This is a genomic window from Streptococcus sp. Z554 (genome assembly GCF_053010305.1).
The window spans coordinates 352,633-371,749 of sequence record NZ_JBRKNV010000001.1 but is presented as its reverse complement, the minus strand read 5'-3'; the positions used below and the strand labels follow the sequence as shown (position 1 = coordinate 371,749).

The 19,117-nt window shown below is 38.0% G+C and carries 20 protein-coding genes and 1 other annotated feature (1 of these 21 cut by a window edge); of the genes, 19 read left to right on the top strand and 1 reads right to left on the bottom strand.

What is annotated here, in order from left to right; translation table 11 throughout:
* Positions 1–171 (top strand) — a binding site (T-box leader); it begins 51 nt to the left of the window's first position.
* A gap of 132 nt (positions 172–303) precedes the next feature.
* From trpX to ACVC7R_RS01870, 16 genes are all read left to right on the top strand, one after another.
* Positions 304–1,302, top strand: coding sequence for a tryptophan ABC transporter substrate-binding protein (gene trpX, locus ACVC7R_RS01945; RefSeq protein ID WP_447263299.1), 999 nt, complete (start codon positions 304–306; stop codon positions 1,300–1,302).
* Between the two features lie 60 nt (positions 1,303–1,362).
* The gene (locus ACVC7R_RS01940; RefSeq protein WP_447263298.1) at positions 1,363–2,229 is read left to right on the top strand and encodes an ABC transporter permease; all 867 of its coding nucleotides are present in this window, start codon (positions 1,363–1,365) and stop codon (positions 2,227–2,229) included.
* Positions 2,226–2,984 carry an ABC transporter ATP-binding protein gene (locus ACVC7R_RS01935; protein WP_447263297.1) on the top strand — a complete coding sequence of 253 codons (759 nt, stop codon included), beginning with the start codon at positions 2,226–2,228 and terminating at the stop codon, positions 2,982–2,984. Before ACVC7R_RS01940 ends, ACVC7R_RS01935 begins: the two co-directional genes overlap by 4 nt.
* A 242-nt stretch (positions 2,985–3,226) precedes the next feature.
* Complete coding sequence (imm40, locus tag ACVC7R_RS01930) at positions 3,227–3,544, top strand: Imm40 family immunity protein (protein ID WP_447263296.1); 318 nt, start codon at positions 3,227–3,229, stop codon at positions 3,542–3,544.
* 279 nt (positions 3,545–3,823) lie between these two features.
* Positions 3,824–4,132: a hypothetical protein gene (locus ACVC7R_RS01925; RefSeq protein ID WP_447263295.1), complete on the top strand. Its 309-nt coding sequence runs from the start codon at positions 3,824–3,826 to the stop codon at positions 4,130–4,132.
* Positions 4,133–4,355: 223 nt separating this feature from the next.
* A complete protein-coding gene (locus ACVC7R_RS01920) occupies positions 4,356–4,787 on the top strand; it encodes a hypothetical protein (protein WP_447263294.1) in 432 nt (143 codons plus the stop codon).
* Positions 4,788–4,967: 180 nt separating this feature from the next.
* On the top strand, positions 4,968–6,728 hold the full coding sequence (gene dnaG / locus ACVC7R_RS01915; protein WP_447263293.1) for a DNA primase: 1,761 nt from the start codon (positions 4,968–4,970) through the stop codon (positions 6,726–6,728).
* Positions 6,729–6,730: 2 nt separating this feature from the next.
* Positions 6,731–7,840 (top strand): RNA polymerase sigma factor RpoD, encoded by a 1,110-nt coding sequence (gene rpoD / locus ACVC7R_RS01910; RefSeq protein WP_447263292.1) that lies wholly within the window; start codon positions 6,731–6,733, stop codon positions 7,838–7,840.
* A gap of 16 nt (positions 7,841–7,856) precedes the next feature.
* Positions 7,857–8,186, top strand: coding sequence for a metal-sulfur cluster assembly factor (locus ACVC7R_RS01905; RefSeq protein ID WP_447263291.1), 330 nt, complete (start codon positions 7,857–7,859; stop codon positions 8,184–8,186).
* 109 nt (positions 8,187–8,295) lie between these two features.
* A complete protein-coding gene (locus tag ACVC7R_RS01900; protein WP_447263290.1) occupies positions 8,296–9,339 on the top strand; it encodes a glycosyltransferase family 4 protein in 1,044 nt (347 codons plus the stop codon).
* Positions 9,340–9,347: 8 nt separating this feature from the next.
* Positions 9,348–10,664, top strand: coding sequence for a glycosyltransferase family 4 protein (locus ACVC7R_RS01895; protein WP_447263289.1), 1,317 nt, complete (start codon positions 9,348–9,350; stop codon positions 10,662–10,664).
* Positions 10,665–10,690: 26 nt separating this feature from the next.
* The gene (locus ACVC7R_RS01890) at positions 10,691–10,882 is read left to right on the top strand and encodes a PspC domain-containing protein (protein WP_080980049.1); all 192 of its coding nucleotides are present in this window, start codon (positions 10,691–10,693) and stop codon (positions 10,880–10,882) included.
* A gap of 145 nt (positions 10,883–11,027) precedes the next feature.
* Positions 11,028–11,477: a hypothetical protein gene (locus tag ACVC7R_RS01885; RefSeq protein ID WP_447263288.1), complete on the top strand. Its 450-nt coding sequence runs from the start codon at positions 11,028–11,030 to the stop codon at positions 11,475–11,477.
* A 169-nt stretch (positions 11,478–11,646) separates the two neighbouring features.
* The gene (locus ACVC7R_RS01880) at positions 11,647–11,781 is read left to right on the top strand and encodes a DUF4044 domain-containing protein (protein ID WP_045615867.1); all 135 of its coding nucleotides are present in this window, start codon (positions 11,647–11,649) and stop codon (positions 11,779–11,781) included.
* A gap of 78 nt (positions 11,782–11,859) precedes the next feature.
* A complete protein-coding gene (gene obgE, locus ACVC7R_RS01875) occupies positions 11,860–13,170 on the top strand; it encodes a GTPase ObgE (RefSeq protein WP_447263287.1) in 1,311 nt (436 codons plus the stop codon).
* 9 nt (positions 13,171–13,179) lie between these two features.
* Positions 13,180–13,347, top strand: a complete 168-nt coding sequence (locus tag ACVC7R_RS01870; RefSeq protein ID WP_006150597.1) for a hypothetical protein — start codon at positions 13,180–13,182, stop codon at positions 13,345–13,347.
* A gap of 43 nt (positions 13,348–13,390) precedes the next feature.
* Here ACVC7R_RS01870 and ACVC7R_RS01865 read toward each other — a convergent pair whose 3' ends face one another.
* Complete coding sequence (locus ACVC7R_RS01865) at positions 13,391–15,670, bottom strand: Xaa-Pro dipeptidyl-peptidase (protein ID WP_447263286.1); 2,280 nt, start codon at positions 15,668–15,670, stop codon at positions 13,391–13,393.
* Between the two features lie 171 nt (positions 15,671–15,841).
* On the opposite strand from ACVC7R_RS01865, the gene mutY reads away from it, so the two are divergent.
* From mutY to vicK, 3 genes are all read left to right on the top strand, one after another.
* Entirely contained in the window at positions 15,842–17,005 is a 1,164-nt protein-coding gene (gene mutY / locus ACVC7R_RS01860) for an A/G-specific adenine glycosylase (RefSeq protein ID WP_447263285.1), read from the top strand.
* Positions 17,006–17,070: 65 nt separating this feature from the next.
* Positions 17,071–17,775: a response regulator YycF gene (yycF, locus tag ACVC7R_RS01855; RefSeq protein WP_447263284.1), complete on the top strand. Its 705-nt coding sequence runs from the start codon at positions 17,071–17,073 to the stop codon at positions 17,773–17,775.
* A complete protein-coding gene (gene vicK, locus ACVC7R_RS01850) occupies positions 17,768–19,117 on the top strand; it encodes a cell wall metabolism sensor histidine kinase VicK (RefSeq protein ID WP_447263283.1) in 1,350 nt (449 codons plus the stop codon). The genes yycF and vicK overlap by 8 nt, the downstream gene beginning before the upstream one ends.

The window sequence follows — 19,117 nt, the reverse complement described above, 5'->3', positions numbered from 1 at the left end:
GGTTGGTGGAAACAGATAGATGGAAGTGATGAAAATTGGGCTGAATGTTATAAAGAATTTGAAATCATAAGAATTCGGTGCGCACACCTTACAGTGCAACTCGTGAAGCGAGATTGAGAGATAGGGGGATTCCCTATAATTGAGGTGGCACCGCGCATCGACGTCCTCACACAAGTTTTTTGTGTGAGGACTTTTTCTATGGGGAGGAAAAATATGGAAATCAAACGATGGCGACGCTTGGTAAAGTTATATTGAAAGTGACATGAACATTACGAAGTTTAAGTAAAATAAGGAGAAATAGATATGAATAAACGTTTAATTGGTATTATTGCAGCACTAGCACTTGTAGTTGGAGGAAGCTTGGTCTACTCTAACTTAACGAAACAAGATACTAAAACCGAGACAGCTAACAAAACTGCTAAAGTTGGTGTTCTACAGTTCGTCAGTCACCCATCGCTTGACTTGATTTACCAAGGTATCCAAGATGGACTTGCTGAAGAAGGCTATAAAGAAGGCCAAGTTAAAATCGACTTTATGAATTCAGAAGGTGACCAAAGTAAGGTTGCCACAATGAGTAAACAATTGGTGTCAAATGGAAATGATGTTGTTGTCGGAATTGCGACACCTGCAGCTCAAGGTCTAGCAAGTGCAACAAAAGACCTTCCTGTTATCATGGCAGCTATTACAGACCCAGTTGGAGCTAACCTTGTACAAAACTTGGAAAAACCAGGTGGAAACATCACAGGGGTATCTGACCATAACCCTGCTCAACAACAGGTTGAATTGATTAAAACATTGACTCCTGATGTCAAGACAGTTGGAGCTCTTTACTCAAGTAGCGAAGATAACTCAAAATCACAAGTCGAAGAGTTCAAAGCTTACGCTGAAAAAGCTGGTTTGAAAGTCGAAACTTTCGCAGTTCCATCAACTAACGAAATTGCTTCAACAGTTAATGTTATGACTGGTAAAGTAGATGCAATCTGGGTTCCAATTGACAACACAATCGCATCTGCGTTCTCAACTGTAGTATCAAGCAACCAAACAGCTAAAAAACCAATCTACCCAAGTGCGACTGCCATGGTAGAAGCAGGTGGTTTGGCATCAGTCGTTGTGGACCAACACGATCTTGGTGTTGCTACCGGTAAGATGATCGCAAAAGTCTTAAAGGGTGAAAAACCAGCTGACACTCCAGTCAATGTCTTCTCAACTGGTAAATCAGTTATCAACAAAAAACTAGCTCAAGAACTTGGAATCGCTATACCTGAATCAGTTCTTAAAGAAGCTGGTCAAGTGATTGAATAATAATAAAGGAGGAGTTGGAGACATCTCCTCCAATTTTTAAAAGAAGGAAATGAATGTAACATGATAGTATCGATTATTTCACAAGGATTGGTCTGGGCTATTCTGGGGTTGGGAATCTTTATGACCTTTCGAATCCTCAACTTCCCAGATATGACAACGGAGGGCTCTTTCCCATTGGGAGGAGCAGTAGCAGTGACTCTGATTACACAAGGAGTCAATCCTTTTCTTGCTACCTTGGTAGCTGTTGGGGCAGGTTGTCTTGCAGGTTTAGCAACAGGGCTTCTATATACAAAAGGAAAGATTCCAACACTCTTATCTGGAATTTTGGTCATGACTTCCTGTCATTCTATTATGCTCATGATTATGGGAAGGGCTAACCTTGGTCTCTTGGGAACTAAACAAATCCAGGATGTTCTTCCATTTTCAACTGAAGTTAATCAATTGTTTACAGGTTTGATTTTTGTGACTTTGGTTATTTTAGTGATGCTTTTCTTCTTAGATACTAAATTAGGACAAGCTTATATTGCGACAGGAGATAATCCGGATATGGCTCGTAGTTTTGGTATCAATACTGGACGTATGGAACTGATGGGCTTGGTCTTATCAAATGGTGTCATAGCCCTTGCGGGAGCCCTTATCGCTCAACAAGAAGGTTATGCGGATGTTTCTCGAGGAATTGGAGTTATCGTTGTTGGACTTGCTAGCTTGATTATTGGTGAAGTACTCTTTAAGAGTTTGACTCTAGCAGAACGATTGGTTACCATTGTTGTTGGTTCTATTAGCTACCAATTCCTAGTATGGGGAGTTATTGCTCTTGGCTTTAATACAAGCTATCTCCGCCTATACAGTGCTCTTATCCTAGCAACTTGTCTAGTCATTCCAACACTTAAGGATAAATACTTGAAAGGAGTCAACTTAAGCAAATGACAGCAATTGTAGAATTAAAAAATGCCACAAAAATTGTGAAAAATGGCTTTGACGAAGAGAAGATTATCCTCAACGATGTTTCGCTTGATATTTATGAACATGACTTCATCACAATCTTGGGTGGAAATGGAGCAGGGAAATCAACCCTCTTTAATAGCATAGCGGGAACTTTACCTTTAACCAGTGGTAGTATTCGCATCATGGGAGAGGATGTGACTCATTTCAGCCCTGAAAAAAGGGCCAAGTACCTTTCTCGTGTCTTTCAAGATCCAAAGATGGGAACAGCTCCACGTATGACCGTCGCAGAAAACCTTTTGATTGCCAAGTTTCGTGGAGAAAAACGCGGTTTATTTCCAAGAAGACTCTCAGCCTACAAGGAAGAATTTCAAGCAACCATTGAGAAGGTTGGAAATGGCCTAGAGAAACACTTGGATACACCGATTGAATTCTTGTCAGGTGGACAAAGACAGGCTTTGAGTCTTTTGATGGCAACCCTAAAACGTCCAGAGCTCCTCTTGTTGGATGAACACACAGCAGCTCTGGATCCTAAAACAAGTGTAGCCTTGATGGAGTTGACAGATGATTTTGTCAGCAAAGACCATCTAACAGCATTAATGATTACCCACCATATGGAAGATGCTCTCAAGTATGGAAATCGTCTCATTGTTATGAAAGATGGACGTATCATCCAAGATTTAAACAAGGATGAAAAAGCTAAGATGAAGATTTCTGATTACTATCAACTGTTTGAGTAGATAATTTTTAAAACATGTATCATTAAAAACTTAGAAGTAGAAAACCTATTTCTAAGTTTTTTTGATTTTTACTACTTTTCTTATAACAGAACTAAGAGTAGCTTCAATGATTTTATAGTATAATGAAGTATATGGAAAAGAATTCATAAAATTGGAATAGGTATATTTAACTTCATTGACTTAAATAGTTTTTGTACAAGAATAAGCTAATGTAACTTTGAAAACAGAGGGAGTCCCATCATATGGAACTAGGTAAATTTAATTTTGAAAATAGAGGTCACTCGCTAGCAGAATTGGGTGTTGCAAGTTATGCATATACATATCAAGATATGTTGGCCTATATAGACTGGATAGAATCAAAAAAGTTTGTTATTCTTGGTGGAGATGTGTATTCAAGACAAGGTGATATGTTTGATTTAACTTATGATAGCTGGTATTATTCTCCTAAAAATAATGACAATGATTCACTAAAGTCGATTTCTGTGGCAAAAAATTATATTAAACAGTATACAAATAGTAATGGAAAACATTTTTATTTTGCAATAGTTGCTTCAAAATAGATGGGATTGATAGTATAATAGCAAATAGAGGTCATTAATATGAGTAAAACAGGAATGGGATTAGGTGCTTCAATAGTGTCTAATAATATTTTAAAAAATAAGGCGAATATAAAATGAATATTCCGAGAGGATTCCGTATTATAGATTTACGACATGCCTATTGGAACAGAACTTACACTTTTTTACGAAGATGAGCAGAGTTATTTTATAGATATAAATACTGGAAGTAAAATTTAACTCTAAGACAGTAGCAGCAACTAGATAAGGAAGGAGATTAAAGTGACGATAGAAACAGAATTAAAAAAAATTAGTAAAAGTCTATCTTTAATAAATAACAGCCAAACCTTTAACAAGATATCCTCTACTAATTTAGAAAATATAGATGATATTCTAAATGATTATTTACCTCTTCATTTGAAATGGATAGAGAAAGGAAATTCTGGAATAATTAAGTCATTAAGCGAAAGTCGTCAATTAGATAGACAAGCACTTTCTCAGTTACTTGTAGGTGTTAGAAACTTATATCTGGATTTAGAAGAACTTCAAGATTTGCTTATTGAGGTATCAAATGATATAGACGGAAATTAGATGTTTAAAAACGTTAAAATGGAATAATGTAGGTATAAATGAAATCAGAAAAGGTGAATGTATATAAACGAATAACAAAATTAGAGAAAATATATTTAATGTTTGCTTCTAGGTTTTTTAGTTGTTTTTAAATATTATTTATATTTCTCTTTTCGTCTATTTTACTTTATAATAGAATCAATCTAAGAATCTTAAACTTTAATAGAAGTAAGGAGATAAACACATGGCATACACACAAGAAGATTTTCAGGAATGGATTTTTCAGATTGGATTTAAGATGGATTATTTCACAAGGGAGTTTGCGGAGAAAGAAGGGCTAAATTTAGACTATAGTATGCAGTCCTTGGATGATTTGGAGGCTTGGATCTTGGCTCACTACGATGACCACCATGCTTTGATAGCAGACCGCAAGATGTTGGATTATTTGACCGTTTATATCGGCGAAACCTTTCGCAAACACCTAGGAGGTAAATGGTATATTGACCTTAAAAATAAAAAGAACGCCTATTATTCTATGCCTGTATTGACTGATCCATCCTATAGAGGAGTGGTATACAAAGCACCATTGACTTATGCAACAGCTTGTATCAGTAGAAAAGATGGTCAGTATATTAGCAGAATATTGAAAAATAATCTCGAAAATCAGGTGAAATAGTCTTTTATTTTTTCTATTTTCCTTTCAAATATTAGAATAATTTGCTCAAAAGATTCAGTTTTTCATGATAGCTGGAAACTTATGAAATAGAAGCATGTAAAGTGTATGAAATGGTTTACTTTTTTTCAGAAATAAGCTATACTATATAAAGTAAACTGTGATAAAATGGAGGTATTGTCTATGGTTGACAAGAGAGTCATCGAAGAAATCAAAAACAATACCAATATTGTCGAAATCATAGGAGAAGTGATTTCTTTACAAAAATCTGGACGGAACTTTTTGGGGCTCTGTCCTTTTCATGGTGAAAAGACCCCTTCCTTTAACGTGGTCGAAGATAAGCAATTTTACCACTGTTTTGGTTGTGGTCGTTCTGGAGACGTCTTTAAGTTTATTGAGGAGTATCAACAAGTAACCTTTGCGGATGCAGTAAGGATTTTGGGCGAACGTCTCGGAATGCACCTTGAAACTCCTGCACATAACCCTGTCCCACACACGTCACCCCATCAAAATCTCTATGAGATGCACGACAAGGCTGCACGCTTTTATCATGCCATCCTCATGACGACGAAGATGGGTGAGGAGGCGAGAAACTATCTCTATAAACGTGGCTTGACTGATGATGTTATTAAACACTTTATGATAGGTCTAGCTCCTCCTGAACGTTCTTATCTCTATCAACGTTTGCGAGATGATTATAGTGAGAAGGACTTGCTGGATTCAGGTCTGTTTTATCTTTCTGATAGTAATCAATTCTTTGATACCTTCCATAATCGTATTATGTTTCCACTGTCAAATGACCAAGGTAAGGTTATTGCTTTTTCTGGTCGTGTTTGGCAAGAAGCAAATTCTCAAACTGCCAAGTATAAAAATAGTCGTGCGACGGCAATTTTTAACAAGAGTTACGAATTATATCATTTGGATAGGGTCAAAAAAGGATCGGGTAAAGTTTCTGAAATTTACCTGATGGAAGGCTTTATGGATGTCATTGCAGCCTACCGTGCTGGTATTGAAAATGCAGTAGCATCCATGGGAACAGCTCTGACCAGTGAACATGTTGAGCATCTCAAACGCTTTACTAAAAAAGTGATTATCACTTATGACGGAGATAAAGCGGGGCAGGCTGCAACTGCCAAAGCCCTAGATGAACTTGGCGATTTTCCTGTGCAGATTGTTCAAATCCCTGATGCAATGGATCCAGATGAGTACTTGCAGAAAAATTCTACAGAAGACTTGGCTTATCTCTTGGCCAATACTCGTATCAGCCCCATTGAGTTTTATATTTATCATTATAAACCAAACAATAGTGAAAATCTCCAAGCGCAAATTGATTTCATTGAGAAAATTGCCCCTCTGATCGTTAAAGAACCTTCTATCACAGCCCAAAATACCTATATTCATTTACTGACTGATCATTTACCTTCTTTTGATTATCAACAAGTCGAGCATATCATCAATGAAAGTCGTGTCAGACAGAGACAAGAAAAGGTCAAACAGGTATCTAACCCGACGCCTATCACGATGACTGTAACAAAACAGTTAACCGCTGTGATGAGAGCTGAAGCTCATATTCTCTATCGGATGATGGAGCATCCATTAGTTCTCAATGATTATCGCTTAAGAGATGATTTTGTCTTTGAGACACCTGAGTTTCAAACCTTGTATGGTCTGTTGATTGATAATGGAACGATCTCTTCAGAAGATTTGGCAAATCAGACCAGAGAAGTTGAGAATGCTTGGTATCAAGTATTGTCTTTGGATTTACCTTCGGAAATGTCTCCAGAAGAGCTAAAAGAAGTAGAAGAGTCTCGAAAACGTGCTCTTTTGAATCAACAAAACTTGCAAATCAAAAAGAAAGTTCAGGAAGCTAGTCACGTAGGTGATACAGATACTGCTTTAGAAGAGCTTGAACGCTTAATTGCCCAAAAAAGAAGAATGGAGTAAGAATGGCAACAAAACAAAAAGAAGTAACAACCTTTGATGTCCAAGTCGCAGAGTTTATTCGTAACCATAAAAAAACTGGTACTGCAACTGATGATGAAATCAATAACGCCCTCGTAATTCCTTTTGCCTTGGACGTAGATGGGATTGAAAATCTTTTGCAACGCATTCAAGATGCTGGTATTGCAATTACAGATAACGAAGGAAATCCAAGTGAACGTGTCTTAAGTACGGAAGAAGAGCCAGAGCTTAGTGATGAGGATTTGATTGGTTCTACCTCTGCAAAGGTTAATGATCCCGTCCGTATGTATTTGAAGGAAATCGGTGTCGTACCTCTTCTTACTAACGAAGAAGAAAAAGAGTTGGCTCTTGCTGTGGAAGCGGGAGATATCGAAGCCAAACAACGTCTAGCTGAAGCCAACCTTCGTTTGGTTGTATCTATTGCAAAACGCTACGTTGGGCGTGGCATGCAATTTCTTGACTTGATTCAAGAAGGAAATATGGGCTTGATGAAGGCCGTTGATAAGTTTGACTATTCGAAAGGGTTCAAATTTTCAACTTATGCGACTTGGTGGATTCGTCAGGCTATTACACGTGCTATTGCTGATCAAGCTCGTACCATCCGTATCCCAGTTCACATGGTAGAAACCATCAACAAGCTTGTTCGTGAGCAGCGCAACCTTCTTCAAGAATTGGGACAAGATCCTACTCCTGAGCAAATTGCTGAACGTATGGATATGACACCCGATAAGGTTCGTGAAATCTTAAAAATCGCTCAAGAGCCGGTATCTCTTGAAACACCTATTGGTGAAGAGGACGATAGCCATCTTGGTGACTTTATCGAGGACGAAGTGATTGAAAATCCAGTAGACTACACAACTCGTATCGTCTTGCGTGAGCAGTTGGATGAAGTGCTAGACACCTTGACTGACCGTGAAGAAAATGTTTTGCGTCTTCGTTTTGGTCTTGATGACGGAAAGATGCGCACTCTAGAAGATGTTGGTAAAGTCTTTAACGTTACTCGTGAGCGTATTCGTCAGATTGAGGCAAAAGCTTTGAGAAAACTTCGTCAACCAAGCCGAAGCAAACCGCTTCGTGACTTCATTGAAGATTAAGCTGAGGAGAGTGAAAATGGCTTATACAGATGAACAGATTGAAAACATCAAAACTCGAATTTTGACCGCTCTAGAAGAAGTTATCGACCCAGAATTGGGGATTGATATCGTCAACCTAGGTCTGATTTATGAAATTCGATTTGATGGTGATACCGGTGAGACTGAGATTGATATGACTTTGACGACTATGGGTTGTCCATTGGCAGATCTCTTAACCGACCAAATCTATGATGCTATGACAGATGTTCCAGAGGTTACCAACGTTGAAGTAAAATTAGTTTGGTATCCTGCTTGGACCGTTGAAAAAATGAGTCGCTATGCTCGTATCGCTTTAGGTATTAAATAGAATCCAATAAAAAAGAGAAATAGTGTAGACGCCAGGAAATTCCCAGCTTTTATGCTATCTCTTTTTTAATTTGCTGATTTTCTTTCAATAAAATGATATAATGGATAGTATGGAAAAAGAGAAATTACGCATCAACATGCTAAGTTCGAGTGAAAAGGTAGCAGGACAAGGTGTTTCTGGAGCTTACCGTGAACTTGTGCAACTTTTGAAACGTGATGCGAAAGACCAACTAATTGTAACGGAGAATCTTCCTGTAGAAGCTGATGTTACTCATTTTCATACAATCGACCTTCCTTATTATCTGTCAACTTTCCAAAAGAAGCGTTCAGGTCGTAGGATTGGTTATGTCCACTTCTTGCCTGACACCTTAGAAGGTAGTTTGAAGATTCCATTCTTTCTAAAAGGGATTGTTAAGCGCTATGTGTTTTCTTTTTATGACCGTATGGAACACTTGGTTGTGGTCAATCCTACTTTTATCGAAGATTTGGTTGCAGCTGGTATTCCTCGTGAAAAGGTGACCTATATCCCTAACTTTGTTAACAAAGAAAAATGGCACCCACTTTCTGCAGAAAAAGTAAGTCAACTTCGACAAGATATGGGGTTGAGTGAAAATCAATTTGTAGTAGTAGGAGCTGGGCAGGTTCAGAAGCGCAAGGGAATCGATGATTTCATCACTCTTGCTGAGGAACTACCGGACATCACCTTTATTTGGGCTGGTGGTTTCTCATTTGGTGGGATTACAGATGGTTATGAACGCTATAAAAAAATCATGGATAATCCTCCAGAGAATCTGATTTTCCCTGGAATTGTTGAGCCAGAAAGGATGAAAGAACTGTATGCTTTGGCAGATCTGTTCTTACTTCCTAGTTATAATGAGCTCTTTCCGATGACTATTCTAGAAGCCGCGAGTTGTGAAGCTCCCATTATGCTTCGGGACTTAGATCTTTATAAGGTGATTCTAGAAGGAAATTACAGACCAACCACCGATGTGGAAGAGATGAAACACGCTATTATGGAATATAGAGAGCATCCAGAAGCTTTGAAAGAGTTAAGAGAAAAGGCCAAGGCTATTTCAAGAGAATACTCAGAGGAGCATCTCCTTGAAATATGGCTAAAATTCTATCGGGAGCAAGCGGCTTTAGGAAAAAAATGAGGTAGTATATGCGAATTGGATTATTTACAGATACTTATTTCCCACAGGTTTCGGGTGTTGCAACCAGTATTCGAACCTTAAAAACAGAGCTTGAAAAGCAAGGACATGCAGTCTTTATCTTCACGACAACCGATAAGGATGTCAATCGTTATGAAGACTGGCAAATTATTCGTATTCCTAGTGTTCCTTTCTTTGCCTTTAAAGACCGTCGTTTCGCTTACCGTGGATTTACGAAAGCTCTTGAAATTGCTAAACAATACAAACTCGATATTATTCATACCCAAACTGAATTTTCTCTTGGTTTATTGGGAATTTGGATTGCTCGAGAACTGAAAATTCCAGTCATCCATACATATCATACCCAGTACGAGGATTATGTCCACTATATCGCTAAGGGGATGTTAATTCGTCCAGGTATGGTCAAGTATCTTGTGAGAGGATTTCTTCATGACGTTGATGGAGTCATTTGTCCGAGTGAAATTGTGCGCGACCTTTTATCTGACTATAAGGTAAAAGTTGAAAAGCGTGTTATTCCTACCGGAATTGAACTTGCCAAATTTGAACGCCCTGAGATTGGTCCTGAACACATTAGTGACTTAAGGGATAAACTAGGGATCCAACAAAACGAAAAGATGCTTCTAAGTCTTTCTCGAGTTTCTTACGAGAAGAATATTCAAGCAGTTCTTAAAGCTTTACCAGATGTCCTAAAAGAAGAACCAAATGTTAAACTGGTTATAGCTGGAGATGGACCTTATTTAGACAATCTTAAGGAGCAAGCAGAAGATTTAAAAATTCAAGATTCTGTTATCTTTACAGGTATGATTCCGCCAAATGAGACGGCACTCTATTATAAGGCAGCTGATTTCTTCATATCGGCTTCTACAAGTGAGACTCAGGGATTGACTTATTTGGAAAGTTTAGCTAGTAAGACACCTGTTATTGCCCATGGTAATCCTTATTTGGATAATCTCATCAATGATAAAATGTTTGGAACCCTTTATTATGAGGAAAGGGACTTGGCAGGAGCGATTCTTGAGGCTTTACTTGCTACACCGTCAATGGATGAAAAACACTTGGCTGAAAAATTATATGAAATTTCTGCTGAGAATTTTGGTAGAAGAGTCCATGAATTTTATCTAGACGTCATTATTTCAAATAATTTTGCCAAAGAAACAGGGGCTGACGAACCTGTTACAAAACGTATTTTAAAGACAGTCTTCTATATTCCGCAACAGGCTGTTACTATGCCAGTTAAAGGTTCGAAGCGTATGCTTAAGGCATCTAGAAAACAATTAAGAAATTTAAGAAAATATTTAAATGATTAATCAAATCAAAGAAAGGAAATAAAAATATGAAAAAGAAATTTATGAGAAGTAGTAGAGATCAAAAAATCGGTGGTGTATGTGCTGGTTTAGCTAATTATTTTGATATTGACCCTACAATTGTACGTGTGATTTGGGGAGTTCTAGCTTTCTGTTATGGTGCTGGACTTATTGCTTACTTGATCTTGTGGGCAATCGCTCCTGTTTCAGATGAGTTTTAAGAAAAAGATTAGAGTAAAAGTGAGACTAATATTATTCAATGATTTGAAACTTCAAATCGGTGAAATGGGATTCATTTGGGGTTGATTTCTGGTGCGGGATATTAAATTTCATTAAATAGATTTGACAGTTAAAGGAGTTAAGATAATGAAAAAGAAAAGATGGGCCATAATCAGTGCGCTGGTAGGTATTGTAGGAGGAGCATTTTTAATGGTATCTCCCATGGGATTACTCGCGGCAGGAATCGGAGCAAATGACCAGATTTTTGGTTCTATATTTATTCTAATACTGTGTACGAATTTGGCGATTTTCTGTGTAGCTTTGAAGAGTAAGCTTTACTATAAAGGCGATGACAGAGTCTCTAAGTCAGTGACCAATACGTTTTTAATAGCAGGGACGATTGGATATGCCCCAATCTTTATTTGGATTCTAGGCTATATTCCCTTCTTAAATGACTTGTTATATTGGTTGTTTAGTGCGGTTTTTTCTGGACAGGGTGCCTTCTCTCTATTGTTTCTAGTGGTAGAGTTTGTCGCCATCCTATCGATTGTCAGTGGCATCGGGTATGGCGTTAGCTTGAAAAACTTCAGAAAATAATGTAAAGAGGATTTTTTCGAGGCTTTTTGATAAGGGGTTCGGAAATTACAAATAGAGAGGAAATGCGAATGTGACAGATATAAAATGGGAAATTTGATGTGTTTTTGTTGGTGATACATCTGTATCAAATGAATTTTAAAATGAGAGTATTAATAGTAAAGGAGAAAACATGGCATTCGGTGATAATGGTAAACGTAAAAAAACATTCTTTGAAAAACTTACAATGTTTGTCGTATTAGTAATGTTATTTGTAACATTGGCAGGTATTTTTGCTACTGCCATTGGTGTATTTAGCAGATTCTAAAAAGCTAGTCATTCTATTGATTAGCAATGAGTTAGGTGACTGGGATTTTCCCAGCCCTTTTTAAAGTGAGAAAAGAATATGAGTATGTTTTTAGATACAGCCAAGATTAAAGTAAAGGCTGGTAATGGTGGCGATGGTATGGTTGCTTTTCGCCGAGAAAAATACGTCCCTAACGGCGGTCCTTGGGGGGGAGACGGTGGCCGTGGTGGTAACGTTGTTTTTGTCGTAGATGAAGGCTTACGCACTCTAATGGATTTCCGTTACAATCGTCATTTTAAAGCTCAATCAGGTGAAAAAGGAATGACAAAAGGAATGCATGGTAGAGGAGCAGAAGATTTGATTGTCCGTGTGCCTCAAGGAACTACTGTGCGTGACGCTGAGACCGGAAAAATCATCACAGATTTGATTGAGAATGGGCAAGAGTTTATCGTAGCCCATGGTGGGCGTGGTGGTCGAGGAAACATTCGTTTTGCCACACCAAAAAATCCTGCTCCTGAGATCTCTGAAAATGGGGAGCCTGGTCAGGAACGTGAATTGCAGTTAGAACTAAAAATCCTTGCTGATGTTGGTCTAGTTGGCTTCCCTTCTGTTGGGAAATCAACTCTACTGAGTGTCATCACATCTGCAAAACCTAAAATCGGAGCCTACCACTTTACAACAATCGTACCAAATCTTGGAATGGTTCGTACCCAATCAGGGGATTCATTTGCTGTAGCTGATCTTCCTGGTTTGATTGAGGGGGCTAGTCAAGGTGTTGGTTTGGGAACACAGTTCTTACGTCATATTGAGCGTACACGCGTGATCCTGCATATCATTGATATGTCTGCTAGTGAAGGACGTGATCCTTATGAAGATTATTTAGCTATCAATAAAGAGTTAGAATCCTATAATCTTCGTCTGATGGAGCGTCCACAGATTATTGTTGCTAATAAGATGGATATGCCAGATAGCCAAGAAAATCTAGAAGAATTCAAGAAAAAATTGGCTGCAAATTATGATGAGTTTGAGGATTTACCGCCAATTTTCCCAATTTCAGGTTTGACTAAGCAAGGTCTTGCACCTTTACTAGATGCAACAGCCGAGCTTCTTGATAAGACTCCAGAATTCCTTCTTTATGACGAGTCAGAGATGGAAGAAGAAGCGTATTATGGCTTCGATGAAGAAGAAAAACCATTTGAGATTGGTCGTGATGACGATGCTACTTGGGTTCTTTCAGGTGAAAAACTCATGAAACTCTTTAACATGACGAACTTTGACCGTGATGAGTCTGTTATGAAATTTGCTCGTCAGTTGCGTGGTATGGGAGTTGATGAAGCTCTTCGTGCTCGTGGCGCCAAAGATGGAGATTTAGTTCGAATTGGTAAGTTTGAGTTTGAATTTGTAGACTAGGAGATAGCTATGGGTGATAAACCAATATCTTTCCGAGATGCTGACGGAAATTTTGTTTCAGCAGCTGATGTTTGGAATGAGAAGAAGTTGGAAGAACTTTTTAATCGCCTCAATCCAAATAGAGCATTGAGACTAGCTAGGACTAAAAAACAAGCAGAAGGAAAAAAATCAGAATAAAAGAACCCGTGATATGCTTATCACGGGTTTTCTGATTCACTAACTACTGTTGATATGGAATTTCTAGACTAGACTTAGCAAGGTCTACAGTTAATTGATAATCTGTATTGTCACGGACAGTAATTTCGAAGTCAGTAGTATAAAGAACGAGACGGAGAGTATCGCCTTCTTTTAGTTTGTAAATTGTTGGTTGCAATTCAAATTGGAATTCCATCCATTCATCAGGTTTGACTTCTTCAATTTTTAGTAAATCATGTCGATTTTGAAGATTGAGATAACCTTTGGTGATAACACGCTGTGCATTTGGGTTAAATGGTAGCTCGCAAAGGTTTTCCAGCATATGGTAACGACCATTATCAATAGTACGAGCAGACAAGACTGCAGGATAAGGTTGTAGATATTTCTTTTGACCAAGTTCGAGAAGTTGGGCAGATAACAAGCCTTTATTAGTGCTTGATTTGAGACGAAGGTTTAGTTTAACACGCCCATTGAGATGAAGGTCTTCAGTCACTGGAATATCAACGGTAATCTGATTGACCTTGTCTTGATAAAGTTCATTATTAAAGGTTTGGTAGGTTTTTCCAAAACGTTCAAAGTCAGAATCTTTATAGTGGTTTTTAATCACTTTTTCTTCAGTTCCAAGCGAGAATGTTCTGTGTTCACCTTGATTTCCAAAATCATCAAGAGTATGCCATGTTTGGGGAGCAGTGTTGTCTTGCCAAACGACTTTTGGAAGTTGGTAGTCAGTGATTTGACCCAATAATTTTTGTGTCAAAAGGGCGTTCATAGACTCACGAAAATCAATAGACTGCCAGTTGTTCATATAAACATGAGCGCCATTATGATAAAAGAGGTGCTTTTTAATATGGCTAGGAAGAGAATTGAACATTTGATAGACATGAAGTGGTTTTACATTCCAGTCTTGCGAACCGTGGGTAAAAACAACTTCAGCCTTAACTTTTTGACCATTGAGTAGATAGTTTCTATCATGCCAAAATTGGTTATAATCACCAGTTTTACGGTCTAGATTTTTCTTGAGTTCTTCTATAGAATCTTTATGAGCCTCGTTTCCACGAATAAAGTCACCAGCTAAGAGATTGCGAGAATAAGTTAATTCATCTAATGAATCAAAGTCCTCACCTGGATAACCACCAGGACTTGTCACTAGACCATTTTCACGGTAATAGTTGTACCAAGAAGAAATACCTGCTTCAGCAATGATGACCTCTAAACCATCAACTCCTGTAGTAGCAAGACCATTAGACATTGTTCCTAGATAAGAAAGGCCAGTAGTTGCGACTTTACCATTTGACCAGTCAGCATTTACTTGACGCTTACGACTATGGTCTGTGAATGCACGACAACGACCATTAAGCCAATCAATAACATTTTTATAAGCTTCAACTTGTCGGTAGTCACCATTGGTCATTAGGCCTTGGGAATCCTTGGTGCCAAGACCAGATACATAAATATTGGCAAAACCTCTTGGAAGGAAGTAATCATTAAGTGTGTAGCTGCTATTGATATGAGTGAGCTTTTCTTCAGCTTCTGGAACTAGCTCAGCTTCTCCAACGGGTTCAACTAAATCTAATGTTGGTTGCTCTAGTGAAATTTCATGTGGTTCCTTGACTGCTAGCTCAGCTTCCATCTTGTAAAGAGCCTTATCGCTTGCTTTATCATTGGTTCCTTGGTGGTATGGACTGGCTGTCATGACAGCTGGAATCTTTCCTTTGTATATTGGACGAATAATGTTTACCTTGATGAGGTCAGGTAGATCATCCTTATCAGAATCAACACGAGTCTCTACATAAACTACCTCACGAATGACATTGTTTGCAGAGAAGGTTGCCAAACTCTTTCCATTGAAGTAGTGGTAATGATTGTCCTCAGAAATGAATCCATCACTAACTAACTGATCAATTAAGGTATTTCCCTTTTTAGTGCGTGTATTTAGAAGTTGGTAGAGATTGTCGATTAAATCTCCGTAAACGATTGGAAATGCTGTTTCTTTATGAAAAGCAAGACCATCTTCAAAGTCTACTAAGTAACTGAATCCAAGCAATTGAAAGGCAACAGTATAGAAAACTTCCGCTGCCAATTCACGGTCTGAATTGAAGAAAGTGAGTAAATCCGTTTGCTTATCAACTGCTAAAGTAGTGAGGGGATAATCTGTATTTTTATAATTAAAAAAACAAGTTCTAACAAATGCTTCAAACTGTTCTTTTGCTGAAGTTGATTGATCAAACTTGAAGCCCAGTTCAGATAATTCTTGCAGAGCTTCTTGGTTTGTAACGGGATAATAACTAAATTGATTAAAACGCATGGATATCTCCTTTAAAGATTCATTCAAAAGTTATTATATCAAAAAAACATAGAAAATAACAGAAAGAGCGGAGATATCAGTTAAAGATTAGCACTATTAGGAATTGGATATTGGAATAGTCTACTATTTTCATTTTTTGAGTATCCTAGAAGGATATGCTATACTAGATATATGTTAGATTTGGAGAAATATGGCGTGTCCATGTGGGAAGAGGAGAAAATTCTCTCTTTCCGTCAAAAACTGTTAGCTTGGTATGATGAAAATAAGCGAGATTTACCTTGGAGAAGAAGCAAAAATCCATACCATATCTGGGTTTCTGAAATCATGCTGCAACAGACAAGAGTCGATACAGTTATTCCCTATTATGAACGTTTTTTAGAAAGCTTTCCAACTGTAGAGAGCTTAGCAAATGCACCTGAAGAGCGTTTATTAAAGGCATGGGAAGGTCTGGGCTATTACTCTCGTGTTCGCAATATGCAAGCAGCAGCTCAGCAGATTATGAATGAATTTAATGGAGAGTTTCCATCAACTTACGAAGGTATTTCAAGTTTGAAAGGGATTGGTCCCTATACGGCTGGAGCTATTTCAAGTATTGCCTTTAATCTACCACAACCTGCAGTAGATGGGAATGTCATGCGTGTTTTGGCTCGCCTCTTTGAAGTCAATCATGACATTGGAAATCCATCAAATCGTAAGATCTTTCAAGCAATGCTGGAAATATTAATTGATCCAAATCGTCCAGGTGATTTTAACCAGGCTTTGATGGATTTAGGTTCTGATATAGAATCGCCGGTCAATCCTAGACCTCAAGATAGTCCAGTGAAGGATTTTAGCGCAGCCTATCAGCACGGGACTATGGATCGCTATCCCATTAAAGCTCCAAAGAAAAAACCAGTTCCCATATATCTAAATGCTTTAGTTGTAGAAAATGATAAGGGACAGTTTTTGTTAGAAAAGAATGAAAGTGAAAAGTTGCTCTCTGGCTTCTGGCACTTCCCTTTGATTGAGGTTGATGAATTTTCAAAGAATCAAGAGGAACTAAATCTTTTTAATCAGGTAGCTGAATCATCCTTGCAATTTGGGCCATCACCGAAAGAAAGTTTTGAACAAGACTATGACCTGGATGTTGATTGGCTGGATGATAGATTTGATGAAGTGAAGCATGTCTTTAGCCATCGGAAGTGGTATGTTCGGATAATAGCTGGGAAGGTGGCCGACAGTAAAGAATACAGCGATAAAGAGGTTGTTTGGTTAACTCCCCAAGAGTTTGACCTCTATCCACTAGCAAAACCTCAACAAAAGATTTGGCAAGAGTATTTAAAAAGAGACCAATAGCATTAGTGTATCGTGTCTTCTTTTTGATTTTTTGGTATAATTGATATAAGGAAAAAGGTGACTATATGAAAAAAATATTGATTGTAGATGATGAAAAACCAATCTCGGATATTATTAAGTTTAATATGACAAAAGAAGGCTATGAAGTAGTGACAGCCTTTAATGGACGTGAAGCGATTGAATTGTTTGAGGCTGAAAAACCAGATATTATTATTTTGGACTTGATGCTTCCAGAGATTGATGGTTTGGAAGTTGCTAAAACGATTCGTAAGACAAGTAGTGTTCCGATTATCATGCTTTCAGCCAAAGATAGTGAATTTGATAAGGTTATCGGTCTTGAACTTGGTGCGGACGATTATGTGACAAAACCATTTTCAAATCGCGAGTTACAAGCGCGTGTTAAGGCCCTTCTCCGTCGTACGGAGTTATTAGCAGTGGACAACCAAGAGGAAGATACCAAATTACAAAGTCTTAAAATCGGAGATTTAGAGATTCTCCCAGACGCTTATGTAGCGAAAAAATATGGAGAAGAATTAGACTTAACTCATAGAGAGTTTGAGTTATTGCACCACTTAGCTTCTCATCTTGGTCAAGTTATTACCCGTGAACATCTCCTTGAGACTGTTTGGGGTTATGATTATTTTGGTGATGTTCGTACTGTCGACGTTACCATTAGACGTCTACGTGAGAAGATTGAAGACACACCAAGTAGACCTGAATATATCTTAACTCGTCGTGGTGTGGGTTATTATATGAGAAATAATGATTGATATAATTAAACAAACGATTCTGACAAGAGATTTCATCTTTGTACTAATCTTAATTGGCTTTATCTTGCTTGTCAGCTTTCTCTTGCTTGAAGGCCGTAGAGATAATATTCGGCTCAAACAATTAAACCAAAAGATTAAAGATTTAATTGCTGGTGATTATTCCCAGGTATTGGATATGCAAGGAAATTCTGAAATAACCAAAATCACCAATAATCTAAACGATTTATCAGAGGTCATTCGTTTAACTCAGGAGAATCTTGAGCAAGAAAGTAAGAGACTGCATAGCATCTTGTCATATATGACGGATGGAGTTCTAGCAACCAATCGTCGTGGTCAAATCACGATGATTAACGATATGGCTAAAAGACAACTTGGGGTTGAAAGCGATGATGCGCTCAATCAGAACATTTTAGAGTTGCTCAAGATTAAAGATGAGTATGAACTCAGAGATTTGATTACTCAAAGTCCCGAATTGATGATTTATTCCCAAAATGTAAATGGGGAGTACGTCAGCTTGCGTGTGCGTTTTGCCTTGATTCGTAGAGAATCTGGCTTTATCTCTGGTTTGGTTGCAGTTCTACATGATACGACTGAACAAGAGAAAGAAGAACGCGAGAGAAGACTATTCGTTTCAAACGTTAGTCATGAATTGCGAACTCCCTTAACCAGTGTAAAATCTTACCTAGAGGCCTTGGATGAGGGTGCACTATATGAACCTGTTGCTCCTGATTTTATCAAAGTATCTCTAAATGAGACTAACCGCATGATGCGGATGGTGACGGATCTCTTGCATCTTTCGCGTATTGATAATGCAAGTGGCCATTTAGATGTTGAATTGATTAACTTTACAGCATTTATCACTTTTATTCTCAATCGTTTTGATAAGATGAGAAGCCAAGATGAGGACAAGAAGTATGAATTAGTCAGAGACTACCCTATTAATTCTGTTTGGATTGAGATTGATACAGATAAGATGACTCAGGTAATCGATAACATTCTAAATAATGCTATCAAGTATTCTCCAGATGGTGGTAAAATTACGGTTAGTATGAAAACAACAGATGACCAGATGATTTTATCTATTTCGGATCAAGGACTTGGGATTCCTAAAGAAGATTTACCAAAGATTTTTGACCGTTTTTATAGAGTTGATAAGGCTAGAAGCCGCGCACAAGGTGGTACTGGTTTAGGTCTTGCGATAGCAAAAGAAATCATCAAACAGCACAATGGATTTATCTGGGCTAAGAGTGAGTACGGTAAGGGTTCTACCTTTACCATTGTTCTTCCTTATGATAATGATGCTGTAAAAGAAGAAGTATGGGAGGATGAAGTAGAAGACTAG

What these genes read in the sequence shown, in the direction of transcription:
- rpoD (WP_447263292.1), top strand. Translation starts at nt 6,731, where the DNA reads ATGGCAACAAAACAAAAAGAAGTAACAACCTTTGATGTCCAAGTCGCA.
- ACVC7R_RS01900 (WP_447263290.1), top strand. Translation starts at nt 8,296, where the DNA reads ATGGAAAAAGAGAAATTACGCATCAACATGCTAAGTTCGAGTGAAAAG.
- mutY (WP_447263285.1), top strand. Translation starts at nt 15,842, where the DNA reads ATGTTAGATTTGGAGAAATATGGCGTGTCCATGTGGGAAGAGGAGAAA.
- ACVC7R_RS01935 (WP_447263297.1), top strand. Translation starts at nt 2,226, where the DNA reads ATGACAGCAATTGTAGAATTAAAAAATGCCACAAAAATTGTGAAAAAT.
- yycF (WP_447263284.1), top strand. Translation starts at nt 17,071, where the DNA reads ATGAAAAAAATATTGATTGTAGATGATGAAAAACCAATCTCGGATATT.
- ACVC7R_RS01880 (WP_045615867.1), top strand. Translation starts at nt 11,647, where the DNA reads ATGGCATTCGGTGATAATGGTAAACGTAAAAAAACATTCTTTGAAAAA.
- obgE (WP_447263287.1), top strand. Translation starts at nt 11,860, where the DNA reads ATGAGTATGTTTTTAGATACAGCCAAGATTAAAGTAAAGGCTGGTAAT.
- ACVC7R_RS01885 (WP_447263288.1), top strand. Translation starts at nt 11,028, where the DNA reads ATGAAAAAGAAAAGATGGGCCATAATCAGTGCGCTGGTAGGTATTGTA.
- imm40 (WP_447263296.1), top strand. Translation starts at nt 3,227, where the DNA reads ATGGAACTAGGTAAATTTAATTTTGAAAATAGAGGTCACTCGCTAGCA.
- ACVC7R_RS01905 (WP_447263291.1), top strand. Translation starts at nt 7,857, where the DNA reads ATGGCTTATACAGATGAACAGATTGAAAACATCAAAACTCGAATTTTG.
- trpX (WP_447263299.1), top strand. Translation starts at nt 304, where the DNA reads ATGAATAAACGTTTAATTGGTATTATTGCAGCACTAGCACTTGTAGTT.
- ACVC7R_RS01865 (WP_447263286.1), bottom strand. Translation starts at nt 15,670, where the DNA reads ATGCGTTTTAATCAATTTAGTTATTATCCCGTTACAAACCAAGAAGCT.
- ACVC7R_RS01940 (WP_447263298.1), top strand. Translation starts at nt 1,363, where the DNA reads ATGATAGTATCGATTATTTCACAAGGATTGGTCTGGGCTATTCTGGGG.
- ACVC7R_RS01890 (WP_080980049.1), top strand. Translation starts at nt 10,691, where the DNA reads ATGAAAAAGAAATTTATGAGAAGTAGTAGAGATCAAAAAATCGGTGGT.
- dnaG (WP_447263293.1), top strand. Translation starts at nt 4,968, where the DNA reads ATGGTTGACAAGAGAGTCATCGAAGAAATCAAAAACAATACCAATATT.
- ACVC7R_RS01920 (WP_447263294.1), top strand. Translation starts at nt 4,356, where the DNA reads ATGGCATACACACAAGAAGATTTTCAGGAATGGATTTTTCAGATTGGA.
- ACVC7R_RS01895 (WP_447263289.1), top strand. Translation starts at nt 9,348, where the DNA reads ATGCGAATTGGATTATTTACAGATACTTATTTCCCACAGGTTTCGGGT.
- vicK (WP_447263283.1), top strand. Translation starts at nt 17,768, where the DNA reads ATGATTGATATAATTAAACAAACGATTCTGACAAGAGATTTCATCTTT.
- ACVC7R_RS01870 (WP_006150597.1), top strand. Translation starts at nt 13,180, where the DNA reads ATGGGTGATAAACCAATATCTTTCCGAGATGCTGACGGAAATTTTGTT.